The organism is Sphingomonas sp. M1A8_2b (assembly GCF_053345535.1).
Map to the genome: position 1 here is coordinate 190,900 of NZ_JBKFAH010000004.1, position 25,350 is coordinate 216,249.

Sequence of the window (25,350 nt, forward strand, 5' to 3'; positions counted from 1 at the left end):
CTCTTCTACGGCTACCTCAAATATCCAAAGCCCACCCATCACGCCCCTTGGGATCGAACGGCCCCTCCGCCACGAACCTCTCCGCCCCGGCGCGCAACCGAAGCACACTCCAATCCCCCCGCCGGTCGACCGCCTCGAGCGAGCACCCGCAAGCCTCATACGCCGCCACGACCCCGGCCCGCTGAGTCTCCAGCAACCCGGCAAGCACAATCGTCGCCCCCACATCCGAAATCGAAGCGATCTCCGGCGCCATCGACACCAGCGGCCCCGCCAGAATATTCGCGATCACCAGATCATACGGCGCCCGAACCACGATCGCATCGTCCAGCGTACCGTCCGCCACAACGAGGTCGATCCCCTCGACCCCGTTGAGCGCAGCATTCTCCGCCGTAACATCGATCGAGACCGGATCGATATCCGTCCCCATCACCTTGGCCTCAGGCCAAAGATGCGCCGCCGCGAACGCGAGCAAGCCAGTCCCCGTTCCGATATCGATGACATTCGAAAACTCGGCATCCGCCAACCCGTCGAGCATCGCCAGACACCCGCTGGTCGTCTCGTGATGCCCCGTCCCGAACGCGCGGCTGGCTTCGATCAAAAACGCCCGCTTGTCCGCCGGCACCGCGCCCGCATGCGCCCCGGTATGCACGATAAACCGCCCGACCGACAAAGGCTCGAGCCCGGCCTGGCTCATCGTCACCCAATCCGCATCGCCCAACCGCTCGACCGCGATCTCGGCCCCCGCCGCACTCGGCACCAGCGCCCGCACCGCCGCGACGGTGTCGGCCGCCGGCTCATGCTCGAAATACGCATCGAGCCGCCAGGATTCGACGTCGTCCTCGATCTCCTCGGTGGTCATCAACACGCCATCGATCGTCAGATCGTCACTCGCATCGATCGCCTCCGCCTCCGCGCGCGTGCAGGGGAGGGTGAGCTTCCAACTATCGGACATAGCTAGCCCCATTCACGTCGATCACCGACCCCGTCATCGAGGCCGGCGCCTCAAGCGCGCAATAGCGTGCGACCGACGCGACCTCCGCCGGATCGGCAACCTTGCCGAGCGGAATGTCCGCCAGCAACGCATCGCCGCCCCGGCTCGACAAATAGTCCTCCGCCATCCCGGTCATCGTAAACCCCGGGCACACCGCGAATGCGAGGATCCCCTCCCGGGCATACCCCCGAGCGATCGTCTTGGTCATCGCCACCATCCCCGCCTTCGACGCGGCATAATGCCAATGCGCCGGCGAATCCCCGCGATACGCCGCGCGGCTGGCGATATTGACGATCCGACCACCAACCCCGCGCGCTTGCCAGTGCAGCACCGCCAGTCGGCACAGTTCGGCCGACGCGGTCAGGTTGATCCGCATCGTCCGCTCCCACTGCGCGGTCCAGTCGTCGTCGGCGAGCGGCGATGCCTCGAACACGCCGGCATTGTTAATGAGCACACCGATCGCGCCGCCAGCCTGCTCCAACGCAGCGTTCCACAACGCAGTCGGCCCCGCAGGGTCGCTGAAGTCGGCCGGGATACCGCTGGCGGTCCCATGCCCAATGACGGAAGCGCCCGCGTCGGTCAGCGCCGCATGAATAGCCGCGCCGATACCGCGACTGGAGCCAGTAAGAAGAATAGTCATCCCCGCGCTCTAGCGCCGCAGGCTCAGGCCGTCACCTGAGACCAAGTGAGAAATGGGTTCGCGCAGAGGCGCAGAGGCGCAGAGGCGCAGAGGACGCAGAGTGCGTAAACATCGAGGTGACGGCGCGGCAATACTGCGATTTGAAGAACCTACGGTTCCGCGAAAGTCTCTGCGTCCTCTGCGCCTCTGCGCGCAAAATTCTTCGATCGCGCCCCGGATAGAAGGACGCCGTCCCTCAAGCCACGCTCGCCGAAAACCCGTCCGCCGCGCCGCGCAACACGCCCAGCTTGTCGTCGACCTCGCCGAATTGCCGCCCAAGCCCCTCGATCTCCGCGGCGACGGTCTCGGTATCCTCGCGGATCGCGGCGATCGTGTGCGACATCGAATCCGCCGCCAGCGCGGTTTCGTCGACCGCCGCGGTGATCGCCGACACGGTCTGCGCCTGCGTTTCCATCGCGTGGCGGATCCGGTCGGCGGACTGCTGCACCTCGGCGACGGTCGATTTGATGATCGCGTTGGTCGCGACCGTCGCCGCGGTCGCCGACTGGATCGCGGCGATCTTGGCGGCGATATCGTCGGTCGCGCGCGCGGTCTGGCTCGCGAGCGATTTCACCTCCTGAGCCACGACCGCAAAGCCGCGCCCCGCGTCGCCCGCCCGCGCGGCTTCGATCGTCGCGTTCAGCGCCAGCAAATTGGTCTGCCCGGCAATGCTTCGGATCAACCCGAGGATCGAATCGATCGATTTCGCATGCTCGCTCAACGCGTCCGACGTCCCCACCGCGAGATCGGCCTGGACCGAGGCGCGGTCGGCGATGCGCGCCGCGGACTCGACCTCGACGCGCGCATCCTCGATCGCGTGGATCAGTCCGGCCGCAACCTGGGCTGCTTCGCGCATCGCGACCGCGGACTGTTCGGCGGCGGCGGCGACTTCGCTCGCCTTGCCCCGCATGCCGCGGGTCGACGACGACGCGCCCTCGGCCTGCACCCGGATGCGCGCGCCGAGTGCGGCGGTATCCTCGATCGAGGCGGCGATGGTTTCGCGGAAATCGGCCGCGCGCGCGCCGCGTTCGGCCCGCGCCCGTTTAGCATCGGTGGCACCGAGGTGCGACGCCATCAGGTCCGCCTCGACCAAGGCGAGCCGCTGGACGATATCGCCCAGCGTGCGCATCTGCGCGGTGTCGGTCCCCATCTTGTCCGCCACCAGGCTGAGCGTCACGCTGTGCGCAAACGCCAGCGACGACAGCAGCGCGGGCAGGGGGATGCCCGATTTCCGCGAATCGTCGGCATGGCCGATCGCGATGACCTTCCACGCCTCGTCATAGGGCGTCCGGTATTTCAGCCGGGCATAGTGCGCGCTGGCCCGGATCCGCTGTTCGAGCCGCTCGGGCGTGAAATAGGCCACGACATGGCGCACCGCATCCAGCGACAGGTAATGCTGCCAGAACGTCTCGGCGATCCGGCGATGGTCCGCCTCGTCGAGCAACGCGGTCAACGTCGCGCAGGTCGGTTCGATCAGGCCGTCCCAGTCATAGTCGCGCACCCGTTCGCGCAGCGATCGACTGTCGCTGTCCCAGGCTGCGGGATGGATCGGGCGGGGTGACGGGCTGGCGGACATCGCGGTCATCGTGGTTCCTATGCGGCGACCTTGGCCACGAAATCGCCCGCGCTGTTCTTCAGATGGCCGAGCCGCCCGTCGAGCACGTCGAACCCGCGCCCGACGCTGTCGATCTCGCGCGCGACCGTTTCGGTGTCCTCGCGGATCGTCGCGATCGTCGTCGACATCGAGTCGGCCGCGAGCGCGGTTTCGTCGACCGCCGCGGTGATCGCGGTCACGGTCTGCGCCTGCGCCTCCATCGCGTAGCGGATCCGATCGGCGCTTTCCTGGACCTCGGCGACGGTCGACTTGATGCTGGCGTTGGTTTCGACCGTGCCGCGGGTGGCCGACTGGATCGCGGCGATCTTGGCGGCGATGTCGTCGGTCGCCCGCGCGGTCTGGTTGGCGAGGCTTTTCACCTCCTGCGCCACCACCGCGAAGCCGCGCCCGGCATCGCCCGCCCGCGCCGCTTCGATCGTCGCGTTCAGCGCGAGCAGGTTGGTCTGCCCGGCGATGTCGCGGATCAGCCCGAGGATCGATTCGATCGATTTCGCATGGTCGCTCAGCGCCTCGGACATGCCGACGGCCTGACCCGCCTGCACCGATGCGCGATTGGCGATTTCGGCGGCGGCCTCCACTTCGGTGCGCGCATCCTCGATCGCGCGGATCAGCCCGGCGGCGGTCTGCGCCGCCTCGCGCATCGCCACCGCGGATTGTTCGGCGGCGGCCGCCACTTCGCTCGCCTTGCCCAGCACCGCGCGGGTCGACGCGGAGCTGCGGATCGCCTGTTCGCGCAACGTGTGGCCCTCGTGCGTCGCGGTTTCGACCATCGCCGCGATCCCGTCGCGGAACTCGGTGGCCAGCTTGTCGCGCGCGTCCTGCGCCGAATGCGCGCGATACGCGGTATAGATCGCGACGGTGATTTCGCCCTCGAGCGCAGACAGTCGCATCAGCGTGTCGATATAGACGGGCAACGTCTCGCTGCTGCGATCGACCCGGCGCATCAGTACGTCCAGCGCGGCGCGATCGCTCGCGCTGATCATCGACAACAACGCCATCGGCGACACGTCGGCGGCGTAGGCCGCTGCGACCGACCGTTCGATCGACTCGACCCAACTGCGGCCCGCGGTGTCGAGGAAGCGATTGCGCAGGAACGTGCAGCCAATCGCGATCATTTCCTCGGTCTTGTGCGCCGCCCAGATCCGTTCATCAGCGAAACAGCGTTGCCACTGCTCCCAATACGCCTTGGAGACGATCGCGATCTCGGGTTCGATCGCATCCCAGACCGCGCGGCTGGCCGCGGCGAGCGAGCCGTCGAAGTCGAATGCCCGCAACCGTACCGGAAGGTCGATGGTGGCGGCGATCGCGCCGGTCATCGGCATGTCTGTGGTCAAGGCGGTAGACTCCGGAAACGGGTTTTGCCCGTCCAGCGCTAAGGCCGATTGATTAAAAGCTGGTTAGGGATGGACCGCAATCTTGTGCGCCGATTCCCGACACGCGGGGCGCCGTGCGTCGGGCGGGGCGAGCGGAGCCGCGCTATTGCCTTGAGTTACTTGACGACGGCCAATGGGTTGCATCGCAGCACGCGGGGTCTAATAGGTCGACCAATCCAATTTTTGTTCTGAGGACTCCGCCCTTGGCATCGCGCAACCCGGCACGCCCGCTTTCTCCCCATCTGCAGGTCTATAAATGGGGGCCGCACATGCTGGTCTCGATCCTGCACCGCGCGACCGGCAGCGGGATGGCGACCGTCGGCAGCCTGCTGCTCGTCTGGTGGCTCGCCGCGATCGCCGCGGGCGATCAGGCGTATGCGACCTTCGTCGACGTGTTCACCACCGACACCGGCCGGCTCAACATCCTCGGCTATATCGTCGCGGTCGGGCTGACGCTGTCGCTGTTCCAGCACATGATGACCGGCATCCGCCACTTCGTGCTCGATACCGGCGCGGGCTACGAACTGAAGCGGAACAAGATGGGCGCGCTCGCGACGATGGTCGCTTCGGTTGCGCTGACGGTCGTGTTCTGGCTCTACATGGGGATCAAGTAATGGGTTCGGGTACGGCAATCGGTCGCGTCCGCGGCCTGGGCAGCGCCAAGCACGGCGCGCATCACTGGTGGCAGCAGCGCCTCACGGCGGGCGCGAACCTGTTCCTCATGCTGTGGCTGATGATCTCGGTCGCGCGGATGCCCGGCTATGATTACGCCGCGGTCCACCTCTGGCTGCAGTCGGCCTGGGTCGCGGTGCCGATGGCGCTGCTGATCCTGTCGGTCTTCTATCACTTCCGTCTCGGTCTGCAGGTCGTGATCGAGGATTACATGCACGACGAAAGCCGTGTCGTGACGATGATCCTCCTCAACCTGTTCACCTTCACGCTGGGCGGCATCGCCCTGTTCGCGATCCTGAAGGTCGCCTTCTCCGGAGCCCCCGCCTGATGTCTGCCTACAAGATCATCGATCATACCTATGATGCGGTCGTCGTCGGTGCCGGCGGCTCCGGCCTGCGCGCGACGATGGGCATCGCCGAGAGCGGCCTGAAGACCGCGTGCATCACCAAGGTCTTCCCGACCCGCTCGCACACCGTCGCCGCACAGGGCGGCATCGCCGCGTCGCTCGGCAACAACTCGCCGGATCACTGGACCTGGCACATGTTCGACACCGTCAAGGGTTCCGACTGGCTCGGCGACCAGGACGCGATCGAGTATCTGTGCCGCGAAGCACCGCAGGCGGTCTATGAACTCGAACACGCCGGCATGCCGTTCAGCCGTAACGAGAACGGCACGATTTATCAGCGTCCGTTCGGCGGCCACATGCAGAACATGGGCGAGGGGCCGCCGGTCCAGCGCACCGCCGCTGCCGCCGATCGCACCGGCCACGCGATGCTCCACGCGCTGTATCAGCAGAGCCTGAAGTACAACACGGACTTCTTCGTCGAGTATTTCGCGCTCGACCTGATCATGGAAAACGGCGTCTGCCGCGGCGTCATCGCGCTGTGCATGGAAGACGGCTCGATCCACCGTTTCCGCAGCCACCAGACCGTGCTCGCCACCGGCGGCTATGGACGCGTCTATTTCTCGGCGACCTCGGCGCACACCTGCACCGGCGACGGTAACGCGATGGTGCTCCGCGCCGGCCTGCCGCTCCAGGACATGGAGTTCGTCCAGTTCCACCCGACCGGTATCTACGGCGCGGGCGTGCTGATCACCGAGGGCGCACGCGGTGAGGGCGGTTACCTGACCAACTCCGAGGGCGAGCGCTTTATGGAGCGTTATGCCCCGTCGGCGAAGGACCTCGCCTCGCGCGACGTCGTCAGCCGCTCGATGGCGCTCGAAATGCGCGAAGGCCGCGGCGTCGGCAAGAACGGCGACCACATCTTCCTCCACCTCGATCACATCGATCCGAAGGTGCTCGCCGAGCGCCTGCCGGGCATCACCGAGACTGGGAAAGTCTTCGCCGGCGTCGACCTCACGCGCCAGCCGCTGCCGGTCACGCCGACCGTGCATTACAACATGGGCGGCATCCCGACGAACTTCCACGGCGAAGTCGTCAACCTCGTCGATGGCAACCCCGATGCGGTCGTCCCCGGCCTGTTCGCGGTCGGTGAGGCCGCCTGCGTCTCGGTCCACGGCGCCAACCGCCTCGGCTCGAACAGCCTGATCGATCTCGTGGTGTTCGGCCGCGCGACCGGCCTGCGGATCAAGGACACGCTGAAGCCCGGCACCGCGCACGCGCCGTTGCCCAAGGGTTCGGAAGACTTGGCGCTCACGCGTCTCGACCATTTCCGCAACGCGTCGGGCGGGTCGCCGACCGCGCAGATCCGTCTCGACATGCAGCAGACCATGCAGAAGCATTGCGCGGTGTTCCGCGACACCGAGCTGCTCAACCAGGGCGTCGAGAAGATGGCCGGGATCTACAGTCGGATGACTGATGTCGCCGTGAAGGATCGCAGCATGATCTGGAACACCGATCTGGTCGAGACGATGGAGCTCGACAATCTGATCGGCCAGGCGGTCGTGACGATGAACTCGGCGGCCAACCGCACCGAGTCGCGCGGCGCGCACATGCACGAGGATTTCCCCGAGCGCGACGACGCGAACTGGATGAAGCACACCATCACCACCTTCAACGGCTGGGGCGGCAAGGGCGGCGAGACCAAGATCGATTTCCGCCCGGTCCACGACTACACGCTCACCGACGACATCGACTACATCAAGCCCAAGAAGCGGGTATACTGATGACGTGGGCCATCATCGCGATCGGGTTCCTGGTGCCCGTCGCGGTGGGGCTCCTGACGCGCTTCCAGCCGATGATCGCCGGCTTCCTATGGCCGGTGGTCGTCGCGATCCTGACCGCGATCTACGTCTTCGCCATCGAACCCCGCGGCGTGGGCGAAGAACCGCAAAAGATCGCCATTACCTTCTACGCCCTCTTCTCGCTCGTGGGCGGCGTACCGGGCGGCCTGGTAGGCTGGATCCTCCAGCACAAGCGTTTGGCCAAGCAGGTAAACTAAAACCCCGTTCTCCTGCGAACGCAGGAGCCTAGGATCACAAACGCCACGTTCCGTAACCCTGGACTCCTGCGTTCGCAGGAGAACGGGCGGCTGTGACAGATGTGCTACCGCTCGAGCCGCCCCGCCGCAATCTTGTACACCAGATTACGATCCCGCCGCCCGACCGCCACGACGATCACCGTCACCAAGCCATCGTCCACCCGGTACACAAGTCGATACCCCGCAGCCCGCAGCTTGATGTTGTAGCACCCGGTCATTCCGCTCAGCCGCGCACCCGCGATGTGGGGCTCGCCCAACCGCTCGGTCAGCTTCGCCTTGAACTGCTCGCGAACATTGGCGCCGAGCTTCTCCCACTCCCGCAGCGCGCTCGGCAGGAAAGCGAGACTATAGGTCGCCAAGCGACACCGCGACCGGCACCTCGTTGGCACGCGCCCGCACCAGGTCTGCCAGTTCGACGTCTTCCAGCCGATCCATCAACTCTTCCCAAGCCGCCGCCGGCACCAGATACGCAGCAGGCGTATTGCGATTGAGCACCGCCACTGGAAACCCGCCCGCAGCCTCGATGACGCCGGAGGGATTCTTCTTCAGGTCGCTGATGCTAACCGTCGCGCCGGCAAATATGGTCTCAATCATGACCAGTCTATAGCACGTCGAACAGGTCAGACCAAATCACCGTGCTGATATGCCGCAACCCGTCCGGAACCCACCGCCCCCGCAAAAGTTTGCCGCGCATGACCGACACATCCCCCGCCTCGAACGCCCGCAACTACCCCCTGCTGGCCGCCCCTCACGTCCACCTCCACGGCTCTGTCGACGACGCGATGTACGACACTTTCAAGTCGCAACTCGTCGCCGCCCCCACCGAAGGCCCGCTCGTCGTCTCGATCACCACGCTCGGCGGCGATCCCGAAGTCGCGCGGGCGATGGGCGACAACATCCGCCTGCTCCGCGAATATACCGGCCGCGAGACGCTCTTCCTCGGCAAGGTCGCGGTCTATTCCGCTGGCGCGACCTTCATGTCCGCCTTCCCGGTCGACAGCCGTTTCCTGACGCGCGGCAGCCGCATCATGATCCACGAGCGCCAGATGCAGAGCACGATCGAGCTTAACGGCCCGCTCAACACGCTCTCCTACACGCTCAAGGCCAAGCTCCACGAGATCGAAGACTCGATCAACATCCAGGAGGAAGGCTTCCGCGCGATCGTCGAGGGTTCGAAGGTGTCGCTCGAGGAGTTGAAGAAGAAGGCCCCCTCCAACTGGTACATCGAAGCCGACGAAGCCCGCGACCTCGGGCTCGTCCTCGACATCATCTAAGCTCTAGGGAGCACGCGACGCGACAGCGGTGGTGACCCATGTTGCACCCGCGAAGCTAACCGTTTGCGAGCGGGGCCCGTGTCATGTATCGGCGTCCACAACCTATAATCACACCACGGACGGACCGCTCGCAATGGCCGAATTCTCGCTCCCGAAAAACAGCGTCGTCAAGAAGGGCGTCAAGCACGCCTCTACGAGCCAGGGTTCGGGGGACAGCAAGCGTCTGAAATCGTTCAAGGTCTACCGCTACGATCCCGACAGCGGCGAGAATCCACGTTACGATAATTTCGAGCTCGATCTCGACGACACCGGCCCGATGGTGCTCGACGCGCTGATCAAGATGAAGAGCGAGCAGGATTCCTCGCTCACCTTCCGCCGCTCGTGTCGCGAGGGCATTTGCGGCTCGTGCTCGATGAACATCAACGGCAAGAACGGCCTTGCCTGCACCACCGCGATCGAGGATTGCAAGGGCGAGGTCCAGATCACGCCGCTGCCGCACATGGACGTGATCAAGGACCTGGTCCCTGACTTCACGCATTTCTACGCGCAGTACTCGTCGATCAAGCCGTGGCTGCAGACCGTCACCCCGCCGCCCTCGGGCAAGGAACGCCTCCAGTCGCCGGAAGACCGTTCGAAGCTCGACGGCCTGTACGAGTGCATCCTGTGCGCCTGCTGCTCGACCTCGTGCCCGAGCTACTGGTGGAACGCCGACAAGTTCCTCGGCCCCGCGATCCTGTTGCAGGCCTATCGCTGGCTCGCCGACAGCCGCGACGAGATGACGGGCGAGCGCCTCGACGAACTCGAGGATCCGTTCCGCCTGTACCGCTGCCACACCATAATGAACTGCGCGAACGCGTGCCCGAAGGGGCTCAACCCCGCCAAGGCGATCGCGGAGATCAAGAAGATGGAAGCCGAACGGATCGTCTGATCCTGTGGGGGAGGGGGCGTGTTTCACCCCCTCTTCTCCGTCCCAATTCGATTTCCTCCTCCGGTCCCGCTCTCCCGTCCCGCTCCCCCCCGTTCGTGCTGAGCGAAGTCGAAGCACACGCTGGGGGCGGGGGATGGAATTTCCCAATGCCCTTCGACTTCGCTCAGGGCGAACGGTGTGGGGATCGAAGGACAGGTTCGTGACCACCACTGCTCCCCAACCCCATTTCGTCGAAGCCGAAGACCCCGCCAACCCAGGCTGGCGGAGCTGGTCGCTCTCCGACCCGACCCGCTTCAACACGCTGCTCGGCCCCATGCTCTACCGCGTCGACGGCCACACGGTCCGCGTCCGCATCACCCCCGAGCATCGCCACTCCAACCTCCAGAACAACGTCCACGGCGGCGCGCTCCTCGCGTTTATCGACGTAGCCCTGTTCGCCGCCGCGCGGGGCTTCGGCCTGATCACCGCCGGCACTGCGGTCACGCTCGATCTCAACACGCAGTTCATCGGCGGCGGCCGCGTCGGCGAGCCGATCGAGGCGCAGGTCGAAGTGCTCAAGGAAACCGGCCGCCTCTTGTTCCTGCGGGGTCTCGTGGTGCAAGGGGACGACGAAACGAAGATCGCCGCCTTCTCGGCCACGATCCGCAAGCCGTCCGGCAAGCCTCCAAGGGCTGACACCGCCACCTAACACCACCCCGGCGAAGGCCGGGGCCCAATTGGGAAACGATCAGTGTTGAAGCGCCCCGCTCCGTTATCGAAACCTTTCCAATTGGGCCCCGGCCTCCGCCGGGGTGGTAAAGGGATGGGTAAGTGACCGTCCTCAAGGCCTACGAAGCACTAGTAGCGTCAGGCGAACTCCGCCCCGACCCGGAACAGGCCGCCGCCGCCGCCCGCCTCAACACCCTCGCCACCGAACTCGCCACCCCCAAATCCGCCGGCTTCTTCGCGCGCTTCTCCAAGAAAGCAGACCCTCGCGGCGTCTACCTCTGGGGCGGCGTCGGCCGCGGCAAGTCGATGCTGATGGACCTGTTCTTCGCCAACGCGCCCGTCGAGAAGAAGCGCCGCGTCCACTTCGGTGAGTTCATGCTCGAGGTCCACGCGCGCATCGCCGCCGAACGTCGCAAGGAAGTCGGCGACCCGATCGTCCCCGTCGCCACCGCGATCGCCGACGAGACGCGGCTGCTCGCGTTCGATGAGATGATGGTCACCAACAGCCCCGACGCGATGATCCTCTCGCGGCTGGTGACGTCGCTGCTCGATTCCGGCGTGACGATCGTGACCACCTCGAACCGCCCGCCCGCCGATCTCTACAAGAACGGCCTCAACCGCGAGCATTTCCTGCCCTTCATCGCGACCATCGAGCAGCGCCTCGACGTGCTCCCGCTCAACGGCCCCGTCGACTATCGCCGCGACCGTCTCGGCAGCCAGGACACCTGGCTCGTCCCCAACGGCCCCGAGGCCACCGCGCAGCTCTCCGCCGCATTCTTCCGCCTCACCGACTTCTCGACCGACGACAGCGAGCACGTCCCCGCCGAAGACCTGATCGTTCAGGGCCGCACGCTCCGGGTGCCGAAATCGCTCAAGGGTGTCGCTGTGTTCAGCTTCAAGAAGCTGTGCGGAGAAGCCCGCGGCGTGGCCGACTACCTCGCCATTGCCCGAAAATTCCACACCGTCATCCTCGTCGGCATCCCCAAGCTCGGCCCCGAGAACCGCAACGAGGCGGCAAGGTTCGTCGCGCTGATCGACGCGCTGTACGAGCACAAGGTGAAGCTCCTCGCCGCTGCCGATGCGCAACCCGGCGACCTCTACGAAAGCGGTGACGGTCGGTTCGAGTTCGACCGCACGATCAGCCGTCTCGAAGAGATGCGCTCTGAGGAATACCTCGCCGAGGGGCACCTCTAATACGATCCGCACCACCCCGGCGAAGGCCGGGGCCCAGTTGGAAAGGTCGTCGTAACGATGAACTGCGCGCAGTTAGCACCGTCCCCCAACTGGGCCCCGGCCTTCGCCGGGGTGGTTCGGTTTGAGTAGCCACTCTTTATTGCACATGCGAACGAGTTGCAATAACAACCCGCTTTTGTCCTTTTAGCGGTTGCCGTAGCGGGATAATGCGCGTAACCGGCGTCACCAATCACCCCGCACATCAGACGGAGACGGATTGGAATGGCTCGCAAGAAGATCGCGCTGATCGGCGCCGGGAACATCGGCGGTACGCTCGCGCACCTCGCAGCACTCAAGGGCCTTGGCGATATCGTCCTGTTCGACGTCGCCGAGGGCATCCCCCAGGGCAAGGCGCTCGACCTGTCGCAGTGCGGCCCGGTCGAAGGCTTCGACTCGCAGATCACCGGCTCGAACGACTACGCCGACATCGCCGGCGCGGACGTCATCATCGTCACCGCGGGCGTCGCGCGGAAGCCCGGCATGAGCCGCGACGACCTGCTCGGCATCAACCTGAAGGTCATGAAGGCGGTCGGCGAGGGCATCAAGGCCAACGCCCCGAACGCATTCGTGATCTGCATCACCAACCCGCTCGACGCGATGGTGTGGGCACTCCGCGAATTCTCGGGCCTGCCGCACCACATGGTCGTCGGCATGGCCGGCGTGCTCGACTCGGCACGCTTCAGCCACTTCCTCGCCGACGAGTTCAAGGTCTCGGTCAAGGACGTCACCAGCTTCGTGCTCGGCGGCCACGGCGACACGATGGTCCCGGTCATCAGCTACTCGACAGTGTCGGGCATCCCGGTCCCCGACCTCATCGCGATGGGTATGTCGAGCCAGGAAAAGATCGACGCGATCGTCAAGCGCACGCGCGGCGGCGGCGGCGAGATCGTCGCACTGCTGAAGACGGGTTCGGCGTATTACGCGCCGGCGACCAGCGGCATCGCGATGGCCGAAGCGTATCTGTACGACCAGAAGCGCGTGCTGCCGGCGGCGGCGTATGTTTCGGGCGAGTACGGCCTTACCGATCTGTACGTCGGCGTGCCGGTGGTGATCGGTGCTGGCGGCGTCGAGAAGATCGTCGAGGTCAAGCTGGATGATGAGGCCAAGGGCAACCTTCAGGTCTCGGTCGACGCGGTCAAGGAACTGATCGTGGCCTGCAAGGGTATCGATGGTTCGCTGAACTGATTTGAGGTGAGGTAAGGAACCAAAAGGAGTAACCACCACCCCGGCGAAGGCCGGGGTCCAGTTGGGAAAGCCGAAATGATGGAAGAACAAGCGTTCGTCTACATCATGGCCAACTTCTCCAACGGTGCGATCTACCTCGGTTCGACCGTAAATCTGCCGAAACGTGCGTGGGAGCACCGCAACGGCTTCGGCGGTTTCACCAAGCGTTATGGCTGCAAGATCCTCGTCTGGTACGAGGCTTGCGGCGAATGGGAAGCGGCACGGCAGCGCGAGCTGCAAATGAAGGAGTGGAAGCGGGCCTGGAAAGTGCGTGAGATCGAAGGGTTCAATCCTGCTTGGGATGACCTGTACGATCGTATCGCGTTACCATAACCGCCTTCCCAACTGGACCCCGGCCTTCGCCGGGGCGGACCGGACTGGAGATAGAATGAGCATCCTCGTCGACAAGAACACCAAGGTCATCACCCAAGGCATGACCGGCGAAACCGGCAGCTTCCATACCAAGGCGGCGCTGGAATACGGCACGCAGATGGTCGGCGGCGTCACGCCCGGCAAGGGCGGTACGACCCACCTCGACCTCCCCGTCTACAACACCGTCGCCGAAGCCAGGGCGATGACCGGCGCGACCGCGTCCGTCATCTACGTGCCGCCCCCCTTCGCCGCCGATTCGATCCTCGAGGCGATCGACGCCGAGATCGAGCTGATCGTCGCGATCACCGAGGGCATTCCCGTCCTCGACATGGTCAAGGTCAAGCGCGCGCTGTCGGGTTCCAAGTCGCGGCTCATCGGCCCGAACTGCCCCGGCGTACTGACCCCCGGCGAGTGCAAGATCGGCATCATGCCCGGCTCGATCTTCAAGAAGGGCTCCGTCGGCGTTGTCAGCCGTTCAGGCACGCTCACCTATGAGGCGGTGTTCCAGACGTCGAACGCAGGCCTCGGTCAGACGACCGCGGTCGGCATCGGTGGCGATCCGGTCAACGGCACGAACTTCATCGACGTGCTCGAGCTGTTCCTCGCCGACGACGAAACCCAGTCGATCATCATGATCGGCGAAATCGGCGGCGACGCAGAAGAGCAGGCGGCACAGTTCCTCCGCGACGAAGCCAAGCGCGGTCGGTCGAAGCCGATGGCAGGCTTCATCGCGGGCCGTACGGCACCTCCGGGCCGCCGCATGGGCCACGCCGGCGCGATCGTGTCGGGCGGCAAGGGCGACGCGGAGAGCAAGATCGCGGCAATGGAAGCCGCCGGGATCAAGGTCTCGGAAAGCCCCAGCCTGCTCGGCGAGACGCTGCTGAGCGTGTTGAAGGGCTGATCTACTACCCCTCTCCCGTTCGGGGAGAGGGAAGGAGCTGCCTCTTGGCAGCGGAAGGGTGAGGGCACGTTACCGCCCGTGCCCTCACCCTCCCACCCGCAAGTGCGAGTGGGCCCCTCCCTCTCCCCCGCGGGGAGAGGGACACTGAGGACGAGAACGATGGGCTACGAAGGCCAGGATTTCAGCGATATCGCAGCCGGCGTGAGCCCGGCGTTCGTGGAGACGCTCTACGCCAAGTTCAACGCGGACCCGGCCTCGGTCGAATCCGGTTGGCGCGCGTTCTTCGAGGGTCTCGAAGGTTCCGCGCAGGGCCCGAGCTGGGAGAGCGCCCGCTGGCCGCTCACCACCACGGATGACCTGACCGCAGCGCTCGATCCGACCCAGATGGAGCCCGCGCCCAAGCCGTCGAAGGGCGGCAAGCCTGCGCCCGCCGCAGCAGCGCCCGCGCCCGTCTCTAAGGAAGAGATCGCCAAGGCCGCGGCCGATGCGATCCGCGCGCAGCTGCTCGTCCGCACCTACCGCGTCCGCGGCCATCTCGCCGCCAACCTCGATCCGCTCGGCCTGTCGAAGCGCGAGATGCCCGAGGATCTGAAGACCGAATATCACGGCTTCTCCGACGCAGACATCGACCGCAAGGTCTATCTCGGTGGCACGATGGGCTTCGAATGGGTCTCGATCCGCGAACTCGTCGACACGTTGCGCAAGAATTACTGCGGCAATGTCGGCCTCGAATACATGCACATCTCCGACGTCGAGGAGCGCCGCTTCCTCCAGGAGCGCATGGAGGGCCAGGACAAGGCGATCGAATTCTCCACCGACGGCAAGAAGGCGATCCTCACCAAGGTGATCCAGGCCGAGCAGTGGGAGAAATTCCTCGGCAAGAAGTATGTCGGCACGAAGCGCTTCGGGCTCGACGGCGGCGAATCGATGATCCCCGCGCTCGAGAGCGTCATCAAGTATGGCGGCCAGATGGGCGTGCGCGAGCTCGTCATCGGCATGGCGCATCGCGGTCGCCTCAACGTGCTCGCCAACGTGATGGCCAAGCCGTTGCGCGTGATCTTCCACGAATTCGCTGGCGGTTCGGCCAACCCCGACGACATCGGTGGGTCGGGCGACGTGAAGTATCACCTCGGCACCAGCACCGATCGCGAGTTCGACGGCCACAAGGTTCACATGAGCCTGGTCGCCAACCCGTCGCATCTCGAGGCGGCCGACCCGGTCGTGCTCGGCAAGACGCGCGCGATCCAGACGCTCAACAACGATCTCAAGGATCACACGGCCTCGCTGCCCGTGCTGATCCACGGCGACGCGGCGTTCGCGGGGCAGGGGATCGTCTGGGAGTGCCTCGGCTTCTCCGGCATCCGCGGCTACAACACCGGCGGCTGCGTCCACTTCATCATCAACAACCAGGTCGGCTTCACGACCTCGCCGCAGTTCGCGCGCTCGTCGCCTTACCCGTCGGACGTCGCAAAGGGCGTCCAGGCGCCGGTCTTCCACGTCAACGGCGACGATCCCGAGGCGGTCACCTTCGCGACCAAGATGGCGATGGAATTCCGCCAGAAGTTCCACCGCGACATCGTCATCGACATGTGGTGCTACCGCCGCTTCGGTCACAATGAAGGCGACGAGCCGTCCTTCACGCAGCCGCTGATGTACGACATCATCCGCAAGCACCCCGGCGTGTCGTCGGTGTACGGCGATCGCCTGATCAAGGAAGGCGTGATCGACCAGGCCTGGATCGACGAGAACGTGAAGGAATTCACGCTCCGCCTCGAGGGCGAGTTCGAAGCCGGGTCGTCGTACAAGCCCAACAAGGCCGACTGGTTCGGCGGTCGCTGGACCGGGCTCAGCGCGCCCACGGATGGCGCGTCGGCACGGCGCAACGTCGAGACCGGCCTCAGCCCCAAGCTGTTCGACTCGCTCGGCCGCACGCTGACGACCGTCCCGGACAGCGTGAAGATCCACAAGACGCTGGCGCGCGTGATCGACGCCAAGCGCGAGATGTTCAAGTCCGGCAAGGGCTTCGACTGGGCGACCGGCGAAGCGCTCGCGTTCGGCGGCCTGCTCTCCGAAGGCTACGGCGTCCGCCTGTCCGGCCAGGATTCGGGCCGCGGCACCTTCTCGCAGCGCCATGCCGTGTGGGTCGACCAGACCGACGAGCACAAGTATGTGCCGTTGCAGGAGATCGAGCACGGTCGTTTCGAAGTGCTCGACAGCCCGCTCAGCGAATACGGCGTGCTCGGGTTCGAATATGGCTATGCGCTCGCCGACCCGAAGACGCTCGTCCTCTGGGAGGCGCAGTTCGGCGACTTCGTCAACGGCGCGCAGATCATGATCGATCAGTTCATCACGTCCGGCGAGTCGAAGTGGCTCCGAGCCAACGGTCTCGTGATGCTGCTCCCGCACGGCTATGAAGGGCAGGGGCCAGAGCATAGCTCGGCACGTCCCGAGCGCTTCCTCCAGTCCTGCGCGGACGACAATATCCAGGTCGCGAACTGCACCAGCCCGGCGAACTATTTCCACCTGCTTCGTCGCCAGATGCATCGCAACTTCCGCAAGCCGCTGATCGTGATGACGCCGAAGTCGTTGCTGCGGCACAAGCTCGCGGTCTCGAACGCGGAGGATTTCCAGGGCGACAGCCACTTCCGCCGCCTCCTGTCCGACACCAACGGTGCGGCGGACGTCGATACGAAGCGCCTCGTGTTGTGCACCGGCAAGGTCGCCTACGACCTGATCGAGGCGCGCGATGCGCACGGCGACACGGACACGCAGATCGTTCGCGTCGAACAGCTCTATCCCTTCCCGGGCGAGCCGATCGCCGAGCGCGTTGCACGGATGCCGAACCTGGAGGAGATCGTCTGGGCGCAGGAAGAGCCGAAGAACAACGGCTATTGGTTCTTCGTCGAGCCGTTGATCGAGGAGGCGCTGGCAACGGTGAACTCGCCGGTCAAGCGCGCGCGCTATGCCGGGCGCAACGCCTCGGCCTCGCCCGCGACCGGCCTGATGAAGCGTCACCAGACGGAGCAGGGGGCGCTCGTCGCCGACGCGCTCGGCCACTCGGTCCGCGACGAAATCCGCCGCACCCGCGCAAACTGATTGAACCCGCTCCCCGTTTTCCTGCGAAAGCAGGAACCCAGGGTCCGGCAGAGTAACCCTAGGCCCCTGCGTCCGCAGGAGCACAAAAGGTAGAAGCAAACATGGCAACCGAAGTCACCGTCCCCGTCCTGGGTGAATCGATCACCGAAGCCACCCTCGGCGAGTGGCTGAAGCAGCCCGGCGATCCCGTCGCGGTCGACGAGCCGATCGCCAGCCTCGAGACCGACAAGGTCTCGGTCGAGGTCCCGTCGCCGGTCGCCGGCGTCATGGGCCAGCACGCGGTCGCCGTCGGCGACACCGTGCAGGTCGGCGCGATGCTCGCCACGATCGACTCCGGTGACGGCGCCGCTGCGTCGGCTCCTGCGCCTGCCGCAAACGCAACGCCCTCAGCACCAGCCAAGGACGAGTCCGGCGCAGGGTACGGCGACCAGCCCGGCGCCGGCACCAGCGACTCGCCCGCCGCACTCTCCCCGTCGGTTCGTCGCGCAGTGCTCGAGCACGGCGTCGATCCCGGCACCGTCAAGGGCACCGGCCGCGACGGTCGCATCACCAAGGAAGACGTGACCGCCGCCGCGTCGAGCAAGCCAGCGCCCGCTCCCGCCGCAGCGCCCGCTCCGGCAGCAACACCCGCCGCATCGGGTCGCGGTGAGGAGCGCGTCCGCATGACGCGCCTCCGCCAGACGATCGCCAAGCGCCTCAAGGAAGCGCAGAACACGGCTGCGATGCTGACGACGTTCAACGACGTCGACATGACCGCGGTGATCGAGGCGCGCGCCAAGTACAAGGACCTTTTCGAGAAGAAGCACGGCGTCCGCCTCGGCTTCATGGGCTTCTTTGTGAAGGCCGCGACGATGGCGCTGCGCGACATCCCGTCGGTCAACGCGTCGATCGACGGCGACGACATCGTCTATCACGATTACGCCGACATCTCGGTCGCGGTCTCGTCGCCGGGCGGCCTCGTCGTCCCCGTGATCCGCGATGCCGACCAGATGTCGGTCGCGACGATCGAGAAGACGATCGGCGACTTCGGCAAGCGCGCCAAGGAAGGCGCGCTCAAGATAGACGAGATGAAGGGCGGCACCTTCACGATCTCGAACGGCGGCGTGTTCGGCTCGCTGATGTCGACCCCGATCATTAACCCGCCGCAGTCCGCGGTGCTGGGCCTCCACCGCATCGAGGAGCGCCCGGTCGTCGTCAACGGCCAGATCGTCATCCGCCCGATGATGTACCTCGCGCTCAGCTACGACCACCGCCTGATCGACGGCCGCGAAGCCGTGACGTTCCTGGTGGCGCTCAAGAACGCGATCGAGGATCCGACGCGCATCCTGATCGACCTCTGACCCACAACGGGTCCTCGTTCTCCTGCGAACGCAGGAGCCCAGGGTCACGGACACCACCCTCCGTAACCCTGGATTCCTGCGTACGCAGGAAAACATGAGAGCCGGTTTCGTCTACCTGATGGCGAGCAGCCGCAACGGAACGCTCTACCTCGGCGTCACCAGCGACCTGCTCGCCAGAGCCTACCAACACCGCAACCGCCTGATCGACGGCTTCTCCAAGGAGCATGGCTGCATCCTCCTTGTCTGGTTCGAGGCGAGTGACGACATACAATCTGCACGGCAACGCGAGTTGCAGATGAAGAAATGGAAGCGGGCCTGGAAGATCGACCTGATCGAACAGACCAACCCGCACTGGAAGGATTTGTACGAGACGCTCTTCTGACCCGTTCTCCTGCGAACGCAGGAGTCCAGGACCACGAACGGCGCCTCCCGTAACCCTTGGCTCCTGCGTTCGCAGGAGAACGACGGAGATGAAGAATGGCTGACTACGACTATGACGTCCTCGTGATCGGTGCGGGCCCTGGCGGTTACGTCGCGGCGATCCGTGCCGCGCAGCTCGGCCTGCGCACCGCCTGTGCCGAGTCCCGCGAGACGCTCGGCGGCACCTGCCTCAACGTCGGCTGCATTCCGTCCAAGGCGCTACTCCACGCCTCCGAGATCTATGAGGAGGCCAAGGGCGGCCACATGACGAAGTTCGGCATCGACTTCCAGGGCGTCACCTTGAACCTCGACCAGATGCACGCCGAGAAGGCCAAGGCCGTCAAGGAACTCACCGGCGGCGTCGAATTCCTGTTCAAGAAGAACAAGGTCACCTGGCTCAAGGGCAAGGCCGCGTTCCAGGACGCGCACACCGTCGACGTGAACGGCCAGAAGGTCACCGCGAAGAACATCGTCATCGCCACCGGCTCCAGCGTCATGCCGCTCCCCGGCGTCGCGGTCGACCAGACGACCGTCGTCGACAGCACCGGCGCGCTCGCATTGCCAAAGGTCCCCGAGCACATGGTCGTCATCGGCGGCGGCGTGATCGGTCTCGAACTCGGCAGCGTCTGGCGTCGTCTCGGCGCGAAGGTCACGGTCGTCGAGTTCGTCGACCAGATCCTCCCCGGCTTCGACGGTGAAGTCCGTCGCGAGACCGCCAAGCTCTTCAAGAAGCAGGGCATGGAGCTGAAGCTCTCGACCAAGGTCACCGGCGTGACCGTCGCAGACGGCGTCGCGACCGTGACCGTAGAGCCCGCCGCCGGTGGCGCTTCCGAGACGCTGACCGCCGACGCGGTGCTCGTCTCGATCGGGCGGAAAGCGAACGTCGACGGACTCAACCTCGAAGCCATCGGCCTCGAGCTCAACAAGCGCGGCCAGATCGAGACCGATCACTCGTTCCGCACGAAGGTCGATGGCGTCTGGGCGATCGGCGACTGCATCCCCGGCCTGATGCTCGCGCACAAGGCCGAGGACGAGGGCGTCGCGGTCGCGGAAAACATTGCCGGCCAGACCGGCATCGTCAACGAGGACGTCATCCCGAGCGTCGTCTACACGATGCCCGAGATCGCCGGCGTCGGCCTCACGGAAGAAGCCGCGAAGGAAAAGACAGAGATCAAGGTCGGCAAGTTCCCGTTCGCCGCGAACAGCCGCGCCAAGACCAACCGCGACACCGACGGCTTCGTGAAGATCATCGCCGACGCCAAGACCGACCGCGTCCTCGGTGTCTGGATCGTGTCGTCACTGGCCGGCACGCTGATCGCCGAAGCCGCCATCGCAATGGAATTCGGCGCGACCAGCGAGGACATCGCCTACACCTGCCATGCGCATCCCACGCATGCCGAGGCGATCAAGGAAGCCGCGATGGCGGTACAGGGCAAGCCGATCCATATCTGATACGACCGCGCAAGGCCGTAGCGCTAGCTACGGCCGAGCCCCCCGGCGGTCGGATCGGCCGGCGCGGCCAAAAGCCGCGTCCGACGACAGGGGCTTTGCCCCTGTCCGGCCAAGCCCTCCGCAGATAGAAAAAGCGCGCCCGCCCCCCAAGGAGCGAGCGCGCTTTTTGCATGCAGACCAGAGCCGTCAAGCGGCCGGCCGCTTCTCCGACTTCGCGTCCTTCGACTGCGTCTTGGCGGTATCCTGCACGTCGCTCTTGTCCATGCTCGACACGAGCGCCGAGCCAGACCCCGACCCCGAAAAGTTCGCCGCGGGCAGCGTCGCGGTCCGGTTGCCGACCTGCATGACGACATCGCTCACCGCGCCGTTCGCGGCGCTGCGGACGTCGCGGACGGTGCCGATCGCGCGGCCCTTCGCGTCGCTGACGACCATCCCCGGTGCGATGCCGAGCGAGCCCGGCGCGCTCGCCGCCGCGCTGCCCGCCAGTGCCAGCATGCCGCCCCCGGTAGCGTTCGATCCCGCGGCACCCGCCGATCCGGATCCCGTTGCAGACCCCGTAGCCGACCCAGCCGCCGACCCAGCCGCCGACCCAGCCGCCGACCCAGCCGCCGACCCAGCCGCCGACCCAGCCGCAGACCCCGCCGCCGAACGGGCATAGCCGGCCGCATTCGACACGGTCGACCCGACCGCGCCCCGCGCCGACTCCGCCGCGCCCCGCGCCGACCGGACGGTGCTCCCGGCCTGGCCGATCGCCTGCTGCCCTACGCCGCGGACCGCATCGGTGCCGACAAGCTGCGCATCGACGCCGCCGCTACCCGATCCGGTCAGCGCCGCGTTCCCGCCGATCGTCCGGTTCGCGACCGTGGTCGTGCGGTCGATCGCCGTGTCGTTCGACGCGCTGCCCGACGCGCCGACCTTGCCGCTGCGGCGGTCGATCGACTTGTCGACCCGCGCCGAGTGGGTGCTGCGTGCCGTCGTGCTGCTGGCCGAGCCCGGCACGCGGCCGACTTCGTCCATCATCCCGCCCCCGCGCATACTGCCGCCGGCCATGCCGCCCAGGGATCCGCCCAGCGATCCACCGAGCCCGCCGACCGCGCCACCACCAAGGCCGCCACCACCGAGCAATTGCGCGGATGCGGGCGTGGTTGCGAGCAGGGCGATTGCAGCGGCACCGAAAAATACTTTGGTCATCGTCAGTCTCCGTGTCTGATGCCCGGAGAACGGCGGCCAAAACCGGTTTAATCCCGACCCAGCAAAATTTTTTCCCGGAATAGCCGGCCCCGATCCCGCAAGGACGAACCCAGCCTCGCGCCTATTGCACCGCCGTCCGACACGCCGCGCAGACCAGCCCCCGGCCATACCGCGCTCCCGCCTTGGCACCGGCATCCACCGCCCGCAGCGCCTCCGCGCGCGCGCCCTGATCCGGCACCCGATAGCCGCGCGCGATCGTCGCCGCCACGAACGGTGCCGCGAACGACGTGCCGCGCACCGCCACCGCCCGCCCGTCGGCCGTCGTCGCCAGCATGTCCGCGCCGGGCGCGGCGTAATCGAGATGCGATGCCCGCCCGGCCTCGATCAGCACGCGGCCGCGCGCATCGACGCCGGTCACCGCGATCACCCCCGGATAGGAGGCGGGATAGCTCGGCGGCGAGGCCGGCCCGTCATTGCCGACCGCGGCCACCACGATCGTCCCGCGCGCCTGCGCGGCCGCGATCACCCGCGCGAGCAGCGGGTTCGCCGGGCCCACCAGACTGATCGTCACGACCGGGACTCGCTCGCCCACCAGCCAGCCCAGCGCCTTGGCGATCGCGGTGGCGTTGCCGCCCGCCGGATCGCTGCCATAGACGTCCGCCACGTGCAGCCGCGCCGCCGGGTCCGCGCCCCGGACGCCGTCACGGCCGACGATCAGCGATGCCACCGCGCTGCCATGATCGCTCGGTCGCGGCGCGCCGCTCGCAAAACCGCGCTGTCCACCGATCCCGGTCCAGGCGCCGCCATCGATGATTCCCACCGCGCTTCCTCCGGATGCGCCCGTCTGCCTGCCGCTGCCTTGCGGAGCGCCCGGAGTCACGCCGCCACTCTGCACATGCAGTGAATCCGCTGACACCTGTCGCGCGCCGAGCTTCTGGAGGCCGCGGATCGCGGTCTTCAGCGATTGGCCGGGCGGTGTCGAAAAGCGCGCGAAGCCGACGCCCAATATGTCGCCGCGCTCGATCACCGTATAGCCGCCCGCCACCGCCTTCGCGATCAGCGCATCGTCGGCATCGTCGACCACCACTTCGCCGGCGCGCGCGGGAAATCCGTCGGGGTCGATCGCGATCCGGTCAGGATGCGTGCGCACCAGATCGGCGATCCGCGCGGCGCGACTATCCGCCAGCCGTTGCGCCACCCGGTCCGACAGCGCGGCCATCCGATCGAATCCCTGGTCGATCGGCCGCAGGACGTCGCCGCGCAGCACGTCGCCCAACGCCGGCACCGGGCCTTGCATCTGACTCGAACTGGGCAGGCCCAGCTGCGCCCGCGCGATCCCGGCCATCGCACAGATCGCCGCTATCGCCGTCGCGAGGTGCTTCGCCTTCGTCATGATTGAAAATATGCCAGCATGCGGATGAAACGACCACTATCATCCGTTTCATCCAGCAAGAGCGCTATAAGACCGCGACACGGCAACAGGGCACGATACGGGCACGACACGGGCACGGGACGATACGGCTTGGCGGTATTCGAAGATGAGCTGGTGGCGGTGCTGCCCCGACTGCGTCGGTTCGCGCGATCGCTGTCGCGCGATGCCGCCGATGCGGACGACCTGTGTCAGGTCGCGGTCGAAAAGGCGCTCAACGCCCGCGCGCAGTGGCAGCCGGGAACGAGGATGGATAGCTGGATGTACCGGATCATGCGCAACGCCTGGATCGACACCGCCCGCGCGCGTGGCCGCGCCGCCCAGACCTTCGTCGCGGAGGAAGCGGGCGAGAGCGTCGGCGTCGACGGCGCCGCCGATATCGAACGTCACGTCGCGCAAGGCGAGGTGGACGCCGCGATGCACCGCCTGCCCGACGACCAGCGCGAGGCGGTCGCGCTCGTCCTCGTCGAGGGGCTCGCCTACAAGGAGGCGGCGATGGTGCTCGATATCCCGATCGGCACGCTCACCTCGCGCCTCGTTCGCGGGCGCCAGGCGTTGATCGCCGAACTCGGAGAGGCGGCATGATCCCCGACGACGCGATGCTGATGGCCTATGTCGACGGCGAACTCGATCCGCTCGCCGCCAGGCGGGTCGAGCGGGCGATCGCCGCCGATCCCGCGCTCGCCCGCGTCGTCGCGTCGCATCGCGCGCTGGGTGCGCGCGTCGCCGCGGCCTACCCGCTGGAAAACGCACCCGCGACAGACCCGCTCGCTGCGCTGATCCGTGCGCAGACCGAAACGGTCGTGCCCTTCGCCCCGCCTGTTGCAGCTCCTGGTGCAGTCTCGCGACCGTCCATCCGGACGCGCTGGATGCAGGTCGCGGCGATGGCCGCCTGCCTTGCGCTGGGCGTCGGGTTCGGCACCCAGTGGCAAACCAGTGGCCCGGTCGAGGCGAGGGGACACGCGCTCGTCGCATCGGGCGCGCTCGCCCGCGCGCTCGATACCCAGCTCGCCTCGACGACCGGCGACACCCGCCTGCTCCTGAGCTTTCGCAACGGGGGCGGGGCCTATTGCCGGGTATTCGCCGCGCCCGCGCTCGACGGCATAGCCTGCCGCGACAGCGACGCCTGGACTCTCACTCGAACCCGCATCGGCGCCGCGCCCGCCACCGGCGACTATCGCCAGGCCGGCTCCGCCGACGCCGCGCTGATGGCCGAGGCCCAGGACATGGCCGCCGGCGACCCGCTAACCCGCGACCAGGAAGCCGCCGCCGCCAAGACGCACTGGAAATAAGTCCGCGCTTTTTCCCGTCATAGGGGAGGAGCCTAGCAACAAAGACACCCGTCGCGCGGAATGTCCCCGCCCCGTCTCGCCCCTTAGCTCTTTCGCCATCCCCGCGAAGGCGGGAACCCATATCCTCGAAGGCTCGCGATCCGAGGGCTAAGCCAGCCCACGATGGGCTCCCGCCTCCGCGGGAATGACGGTGAGGGGGCGTGCCTCGTTCCCCTACCCCTCAGACCTTCTTGCTGAAGAACCGCCCGAGCATCATTTCCGCGGCCTGGCCGATCGCATCCGCGACGGCCTGCGGAGACTGCATCCCCGACATTCCCGGCTTCTGCGGACCGTCCTCGGCCGCCGCTGCCCGCGATGCCGTAGCCTCGGCTGCCGAAGGCGCCGCTGCTGTCGGGGCCGCCGTCTCCGATTTCGCCTCGGCCGCCGGCGCCGCCGTCTGCTTGGTCCGCTGCCGCTCGATCGCCGCGACCGCAACCGTCGCCGCCATGGCCAGCCCGGCGGTGATCGCCTCGCGACCCTGTGGCGTGCTCGCCTTCTCGATCAGCGCCTCGCCTTTCTTGCGGAGCTCCTTCGGCACTTTCATCCCGCCGATCTGCTTGGGAATCTTGACCTTGCCGGTCTTGCTCTTCGTGCCCGTCTTCGTCTTGGCCATGTCGTCCTCCAGACCTGTGTATCGCGAATATAAGACACCGATTGTGCGGCACAACTGCGCTGGCGAT

26 protein-coding genes are annotated in these 25,350 nt (G+C 66.5%); 17 read left to right on the top strand and 9 right to left on the bottom strand.

Going from position 1 to position 25,350, the window contains the following annotated elements:
- Nucleotides 1-16: 16 nt before the first annotated feature.
- The 4 genes from ACLBWL_RS16025 to ACLBWL_RS16040 form a co-directional block, all read right to left on the bottom strand.
- Nucleotides 17-952 carry a 50S ribosomal protein L11 methyltransferase gene (locus ACLBWL_RS16025; RefSeq protein ID WP_447794725.1) on the bottom strand — a complete coding sequence of 312 codons (936 nt, stop codon included), beginning with the start codon at nucleotides 950-952 and terminating at the stop codon, nucleotides 17-19.
- Complete coding sequence (locus ACLBWL_RS16030; protein ID WP_447794727.1) at nucleotides 942-1,631, bottom strand: SDR family NAD(P)-dependent oxidoreductase; 690 nt, start codon at nucleotides 1,629-1,631, stop codon at nucleotides 942-944. The genes ACLBWL_RS16025 and ACLBWL_RS16030 overlap by 11 nt, the downstream gene beginning before the upstream one ends.
- A 235-nt stretch (nucleotides 1,632-1,866) precedes the next feature.
- A complete protein-coding gene (locus ACLBWL_RS16035) occupies nucleotides 1,867-3,246 on the bottom strand; it encodes a methyl-accepting chemotaxis protein (protein WP_447795042.1) in 1,380 nt (459 codons plus the stop codon).
- A 17-nt stretch (nucleotides 3,247-3,263) separates the two neighbouring features.
- Nucleotides 3,264-4,607, bottom strand: coding sequence for a methyl-accepting chemotaxis protein (locus ACLBWL_RS16040; protein ID WP_447795044.1), 1,344 nt, complete (start codon nucleotides 4,605-4,607; stop codon nucleotides 3,264-3,266).
- 254 nt (nucleotides 4,608-4,861) lie between these two features.
- On the opposite strand from ACLBWL_RS16040, the gene sdhC reads away from it, so the two are divergent.
- The 4 genes from sdhC to ACLBWL_RS16060 are packed head-to-tail and all read left to right on the top strand — an operon-like array spanning nucleotide 4,862 to nucleotide 7,732.
- Complete coding sequence (gene sdhC, locus ACLBWL_RS16045) at nucleotides 4,862-5,272, top strand: succinate dehydrogenase, cytochrome b556 subunit (protein ID WP_447794729.1); 411 nt, start codon at nucleotides 4,862-4,864, stop codon at nucleotides 5,270-5,272.
- The gene (gene sdhD, locus ACLBWL_RS16050; protein ID WP_060524023.1) at nucleotides 5,272-5,658 is read left to right on the top strand and encodes a succinate dehydrogenase, hydrophobic membrane anchor protein; all 387 of its coding nucleotides are present in this window, start codon (nucleotides 5,272-5,274) and stop codon (nucleotides 5,656-5,658) included. The genes sdhC and sdhD overlap by 1 nt, the downstream gene beginning before the upstream one ends.
- Nucleotides 5,655-7,457, top strand: coding sequence for a succinate dehydrogenase flavoprotein subunit (gene sdhA, locus ACLBWL_RS16055; RefSeq protein WP_120299368.1), 1,803 nt, complete (start codon nucleotides 5,655-5,657; stop codon nucleotides 7,455-7,457). Before sdhD ends, sdhA begins: the two co-directional genes overlap by 4 nt.
- Entirely contained in the window at nucleotides 7,457-7,732 is a 276-nt protein-coding gene (locus ACLBWL_RS16060; RefSeq protein ID WP_447794731.1) for a hypothetical protein, read from the top strand. The genes sdhA and ACLBWL_RS16060 overlap by 1 nt, the downstream gene beginning before the upstream one ends.
- 104 nt (nucleotides 7,733-7,836) lie before the next feature.
- On the opposite strand, the gene ACLBWL_RS16065 is transcribed toward ACLBWL_RS16060, so the two are convergent.
- Both ACLBWL_RS16065 and ACLBWL_RS16070 read right to left on the bottom strand, forming a co-directional pair.
- Entirely contained in the window at nucleotides 7,837-8,130 is a 294-nt protein-coding gene (locus ACLBWL_RS16065; protein WP_447794733.1) for a type II toxin-antitoxin system RelE family toxin, read from the bottom strand.
- Nucleotides 8,117-8,365, bottom strand: coding sequence for a type II toxin-antitoxin system Phd/YefM family antitoxin (locus ACLBWL_RS16070; RefSeq protein WP_447794735.1), 249 nt, complete (start codon nucleotides 8,363-8,365; stop codon nucleotides 8,117-8,119). The genes ACLBWL_RS16065 and ACLBWL_RS16070 overlap by 14 nt, the downstream gene beginning before the upstream one ends.
- A 98-nt stretch (nucleotides 8,366-8,463) precedes the next feature.
- Here ACLBWL_RS16070 and ACLBWL_RS16075 point away from each other — a divergent pair, with 98 nt between their 5' ends.
- The 11 genes from ACLBWL_RS16075 (at nucleotide 8,464) to lpdA (ending at nucleotide 20,719) form a co-directional block, all read left to right on the top strand.
- Nucleotides 8,464-9,045, top strand: coding sequence for an ATP-dependent Clp protease proteolytic subunit (locus ACLBWL_RS16075; protein WP_447794737.1), 582 nt, complete (start codon nucleotides 8,464-8,466; stop codon nucleotides 9,043-9,045).
- Nucleotides 9,046-9,178: 133 nt separating this feature from the next.
- Nucleotides 9,179-9,973 (top strand): succinate dehydrogenase iron-sulfur subunit, encoded by a 795-nt coding sequence (locus tag ACLBWL_RS16080; RefSeq protein ID WP_333929350.1) that lies wholly within the window; start codon nucleotides 9,179-9,181, stop codon nucleotides 9,971-9,973.
- 199 nt (nucleotides 9,974-10,172) lie between these two features.
- A complete protein-coding gene (locus ACLBWL_RS16085) occupies nucleotides 10,173-10,661 on the top strand; it encodes a PaaI family thioesterase (RefSeq protein WP_447794740.1) in 489 nt (162 codons plus the stop codon).
- A gap of 122 nt (nucleotides 10,662-10,783) precedes the next feature.
- Entirely contained in the window at nucleotides 10,784-11,875 is a 1,092-nt protein-coding gene (zapE, locus tag ACLBWL_RS16090) for a cell division protein ZapE (RefSeq protein WP_447794742.1), read from the top strand.
- A 261-nt stretch (nucleotides 11,876-12,136) separates the two neighbouring features.
- Complete coding sequence (mdh, locus tag ACLBWL_RS16095) at nucleotides 12,137-13,099, top strand: malate dehydrogenase (RefSeq protein ID WP_447794744.1); 963 nt, start codon at nucleotides 12,137-12,139, stop codon at nucleotides 13,097-13,099.
- Between the two features lie 75 nt (nucleotides 13,100-13,174).
- A complete protein-coding gene (locus ACLBWL_RS16100) occupies nucleotides 13,175-13,471 on the top strand; it encodes a GIY-YIG nuclease family protein (protein ID WP_447794746.1) in 297 nt (98 codons plus the stop codon).
- A 55-nt stretch (nucleotides 13,472-13,526) separates the two neighbouring features.
- Entirely contained in the window at nucleotides 13,527-14,411 is an 885-nt protein-coding gene (gene sucD, locus ACLBWL_RS16105; protein WP_447794748.1) for a succinate--CoA ligase subunit alpha, read from the top strand.
- A 159-nt stretch (nucleotides 14,412-14,570) separates the two neighbouring features.
- Nucleotides 14,571-17,507: a 2-oxoglutarate dehydrogenase E1 component gene (locus tag ACLBWL_RS16110; RefSeq protein ID WP_447794749.1), complete on the top strand. Its 2,937-nt coding sequence runs from the start codon at nucleotides 14,571-14,573 to the stop codon at nucleotides 17,505-17,507.
- 101 nt (nucleotides 17,508-17,608) lie between these two features.
- A complete protein-coding gene (gene odhB / locus ACLBWL_RS16115; RefSeq protein ID WP_447794751.1) occupies nucleotides 17,609-18,847 on the top strand; it encodes a 2-oxoglutarate dehydrogenase complex dihydrolipoyllysine-residue succinyltransferase in 1,239 nt (412 codons plus the stop codon).
- 94 nt (nucleotides 18,848-18,941) lie between these two features.
- Nucleotides 18,942-19,229, top strand: a complete 288-nt coding sequence (locus tag ACLBWL_RS16120; protein ID WP_259467544.1) for a GIY-YIG nuclease family protein — start codon at nucleotides 18,942-18,944, stop codon at nucleotides 19,227-19,229.
- A 95-nt stretch (nucleotides 19,230-19,324) separates the two neighbouring features.
- On the top strand, nucleotides 19,325-20,719 hold the full coding sequence (lpdA, locus tag ACLBWL_RS16125) for a dihydrolipoyl dehydrogenase (RefSeq protein WP_447794754.1): 1,395 nt from the start codon (nucleotides 19,325-19,327) through the stop codon (nucleotides 20,717-20,719).
- A 186-nt stretch (nucleotides 20,720-20,905) separates the two neighbouring features.
- On the opposite strand, the gene ACLBWL_RS16130 is transcribed toward lpdA, so the two are convergent.
- Both ACLBWL_RS16130 and ACLBWL_RS16135 read right to left on the bottom strand, forming a co-directional pair.
- Complete coding sequence (locus tag ACLBWL_RS16130; protein ID WP_447794756.1) at nucleotides 20,906-21,910, bottom strand: hypothetical protein; 1,005 nt, start codon at nucleotides 21,908-21,910, stop codon at nucleotides 20,906-20,908.
- 121 nt (nucleotides 21,911-22,031) lie between these two features.
- Complete coding sequence (locus ACLBWL_RS16135) at nucleotides 22,032-23,303, bottom strand: S8 family serine peptidase (protein ID WP_447794758.1); 1,272 nt, start codon at nucleotides 23,301-23,303, stop codon at nucleotides 22,032-22,034.
- 129 nt (nucleotides 23,304-23,432) lie between these two features.
- Here ACLBWL_RS16135 and ACLBWL_RS16140 point away from each other — a divergent pair, with 129 nt between their 5' ends.
- Nucleotides 23,433-23,924, top strand: a complete 492-nt coding sequence (locus tag ACLBWL_RS16140; RefSeq protein WP_447794760.1) for a sigma-70 family RNA polymerase sigma factor — start codon at nucleotides 23,433-23,435, stop codon at nucleotides 23,922-23,924.
- On the top strand, nucleotides 23,921-24,631 hold the full coding sequence (locus ACLBWL_RS16145) for an anti-sigma factor family protein (RefSeq protein WP_447794762.1): 711 nt from the start codon (nucleotides 23,921-23,923) through the stop codon (nucleotides 24,629-24,631). Before ACLBWL_RS16140 ends, ACLBWL_RS16145 begins: the two co-directional genes overlap by 4 nt.
- 220 nt (nucleotides 24,632-24,851) lie before the next feature.
- Here the strand turns inward: ACLBWL_RS16145 and ACLBWL_RS16150 are convergent, their stop codons facing one another.
- A complete protein-coding gene (locus tag ACLBWL_RS16150) occupies nucleotides 24,852-25,283 on the bottom strand; it encodes a hypothetical protein (protein WP_447794764.1) in 432 nt (143 codons plus the stop codon).
- Nucleotides 25,284-25,350 lie beyond the last annotated feature (67 nt).

What these genes read in the sequence shown, in the direction of transcription:
- ACLBWL_RS16060 (WP_447794731.1), top strand. Translation starts at nt 7,457, where the DNA reads ATGACGTGGGCCATCATCGCGATCGGGTTCCTGGTGCCCGTCGCGGTG.
- ACLBWL_RS16025 (WP_447794725.1), bottom strand. Translation starts at nt 952, where the DNA reads ATGTCCGATAGTTGGAAGCTCACCCTCCCCTGCACGCGCGCGGAGGCG.
- ACLBWL_RS16040 (WP_447795044.1), bottom strand. Translation starts at nt 4,607, where the DNA reads ATGCCGATGACCGGCGCGATCGCCGCCACCATCGACCTTCCGGTACGG.
- ACLBWL_RS16135 (WP_447794758.1), bottom strand. Translation starts at nt 23,303, where the DNA reads ATGACGAAGGCGAAGCACCTCGCGACGGCGATAGCGGCGATCTGTGCG.
- ACLBWL_RS16145 (WP_447794762.1), top strand. Translation starts at nt 23,921, where the DNA reads ATGATCCCCGACGACGCGATGCTGATGGCCTATGTCGACGGCGAACTC.
- ACLBWL_RS16100 (WP_447794746.1), top strand. Translation starts at nt 13,175, where the DNA reads ATGATGGAAGAACAAGCGTTCGTCTACATCATGGCCAACTTCTCCAAC.
- odhB (WP_447794751.1), top strand. Translation starts at nt 17,609, where the DNA reads ATGGCAACCGAAGTCACCGTCCCCGTCCTGGGTGAATCGATCACCGAA.
- ACLBWL_RS16075 (WP_447794737.1), top strand. Translation starts at nt 8,464, where the DNA reads ATGACCGACACATCCCCCGCCTCGAACGCCCGCAACTACCCCCTGCTG.
- lpdA (WP_447794754.1), top strand. Translation starts at nt 19,325, where the DNA reads ATGGCTGACTACGACTATGACGTCCTCGTGATCGGTGCGGGCCCTGGC.
- ACLBWL_RS16070 (WP_447794735.1), bottom strand. Translation starts at nt 8,365, where the DNA reads ATGATTGAGACCATATTTGCCGGCGCGACGGTTAGCATCAGCGACCTG.
- ACLBWL_RS16120 (WP_259467544.1), top strand. Translation starts at nt 18,942, where the DNA reads ATGAGAGCCGGTTTCGTCTACCTGATGGCGAGCAGCCGCAACGGAACG.
- ACLBWL_RS16080 (WP_333929350.1), top strand. Translation starts at nt 9,179, where the DNA reads ATGGCCGAATTCTCGCTCCCGAAAAACAGCGTCGTCAAGAAGGGCGTC.
- ACLBWL_RS16110 (WP_447794749.1), top strand. Translation starts at nt 14,571, where the DNA reads ATGGGCTACGAAGGCCAGGATTTCAGCGATATCGCAGCCGGCGTGAGC.
- sucD (WP_447794748.1), top strand. Translation starts at nt 13,527, where the DNA reads ATGAGCATCCTCGTCGACAAGAACACCAAGGTCATCACCCAAGGCATG.
- ACLBWL_RS16035 (WP_447795042.1), bottom strand. Translation starts at nt 3,246, where the DNA reads ATGTCCGCCAGCCCGTCACCCCGCCCGATCCATCCCGCAGCCTGGGAC.
- ACLBWL_RS16150 (WP_447794764.1), bottom strand. Translation starts at nt 25,283, where the DNA reads ATGGCCAAGACGAAGACGGGCACGAAGAGCAAGACCGGCAAGGTCAAG.
- mdh (WP_447794744.1), top strand. Translation starts at nt 12,137, where the DNA reads ATGGCTCGCAAGAAGATCGCGCTGATCGGCGCCGGGAACATCGGCGGT.
- ACLBWL_RS16130 (WP_447794756.1), bottom strand. Translation starts at nt 21,910, where the DNA reads ATGACCAAAGTATTTTTCGGTGCCGCTGCAATCGCCCTGCTCGCAACC.
- ACLBWL_RS16030 (WP_447794727.1), bottom strand. Translation starts at nt 1,631, where the DNA reads ATGACTATTCTTCTTACTGGCTCCAGTCGCGGTATCGGCGCGGCTATT.
- sdhD (WP_060524023.1), top strand. Translation starts at nt 5,272, where the DNA reads ATGGGTTCGGGTACGGCAATCGGTCGCGTCCGCGGCCTGGGCAGCGCC.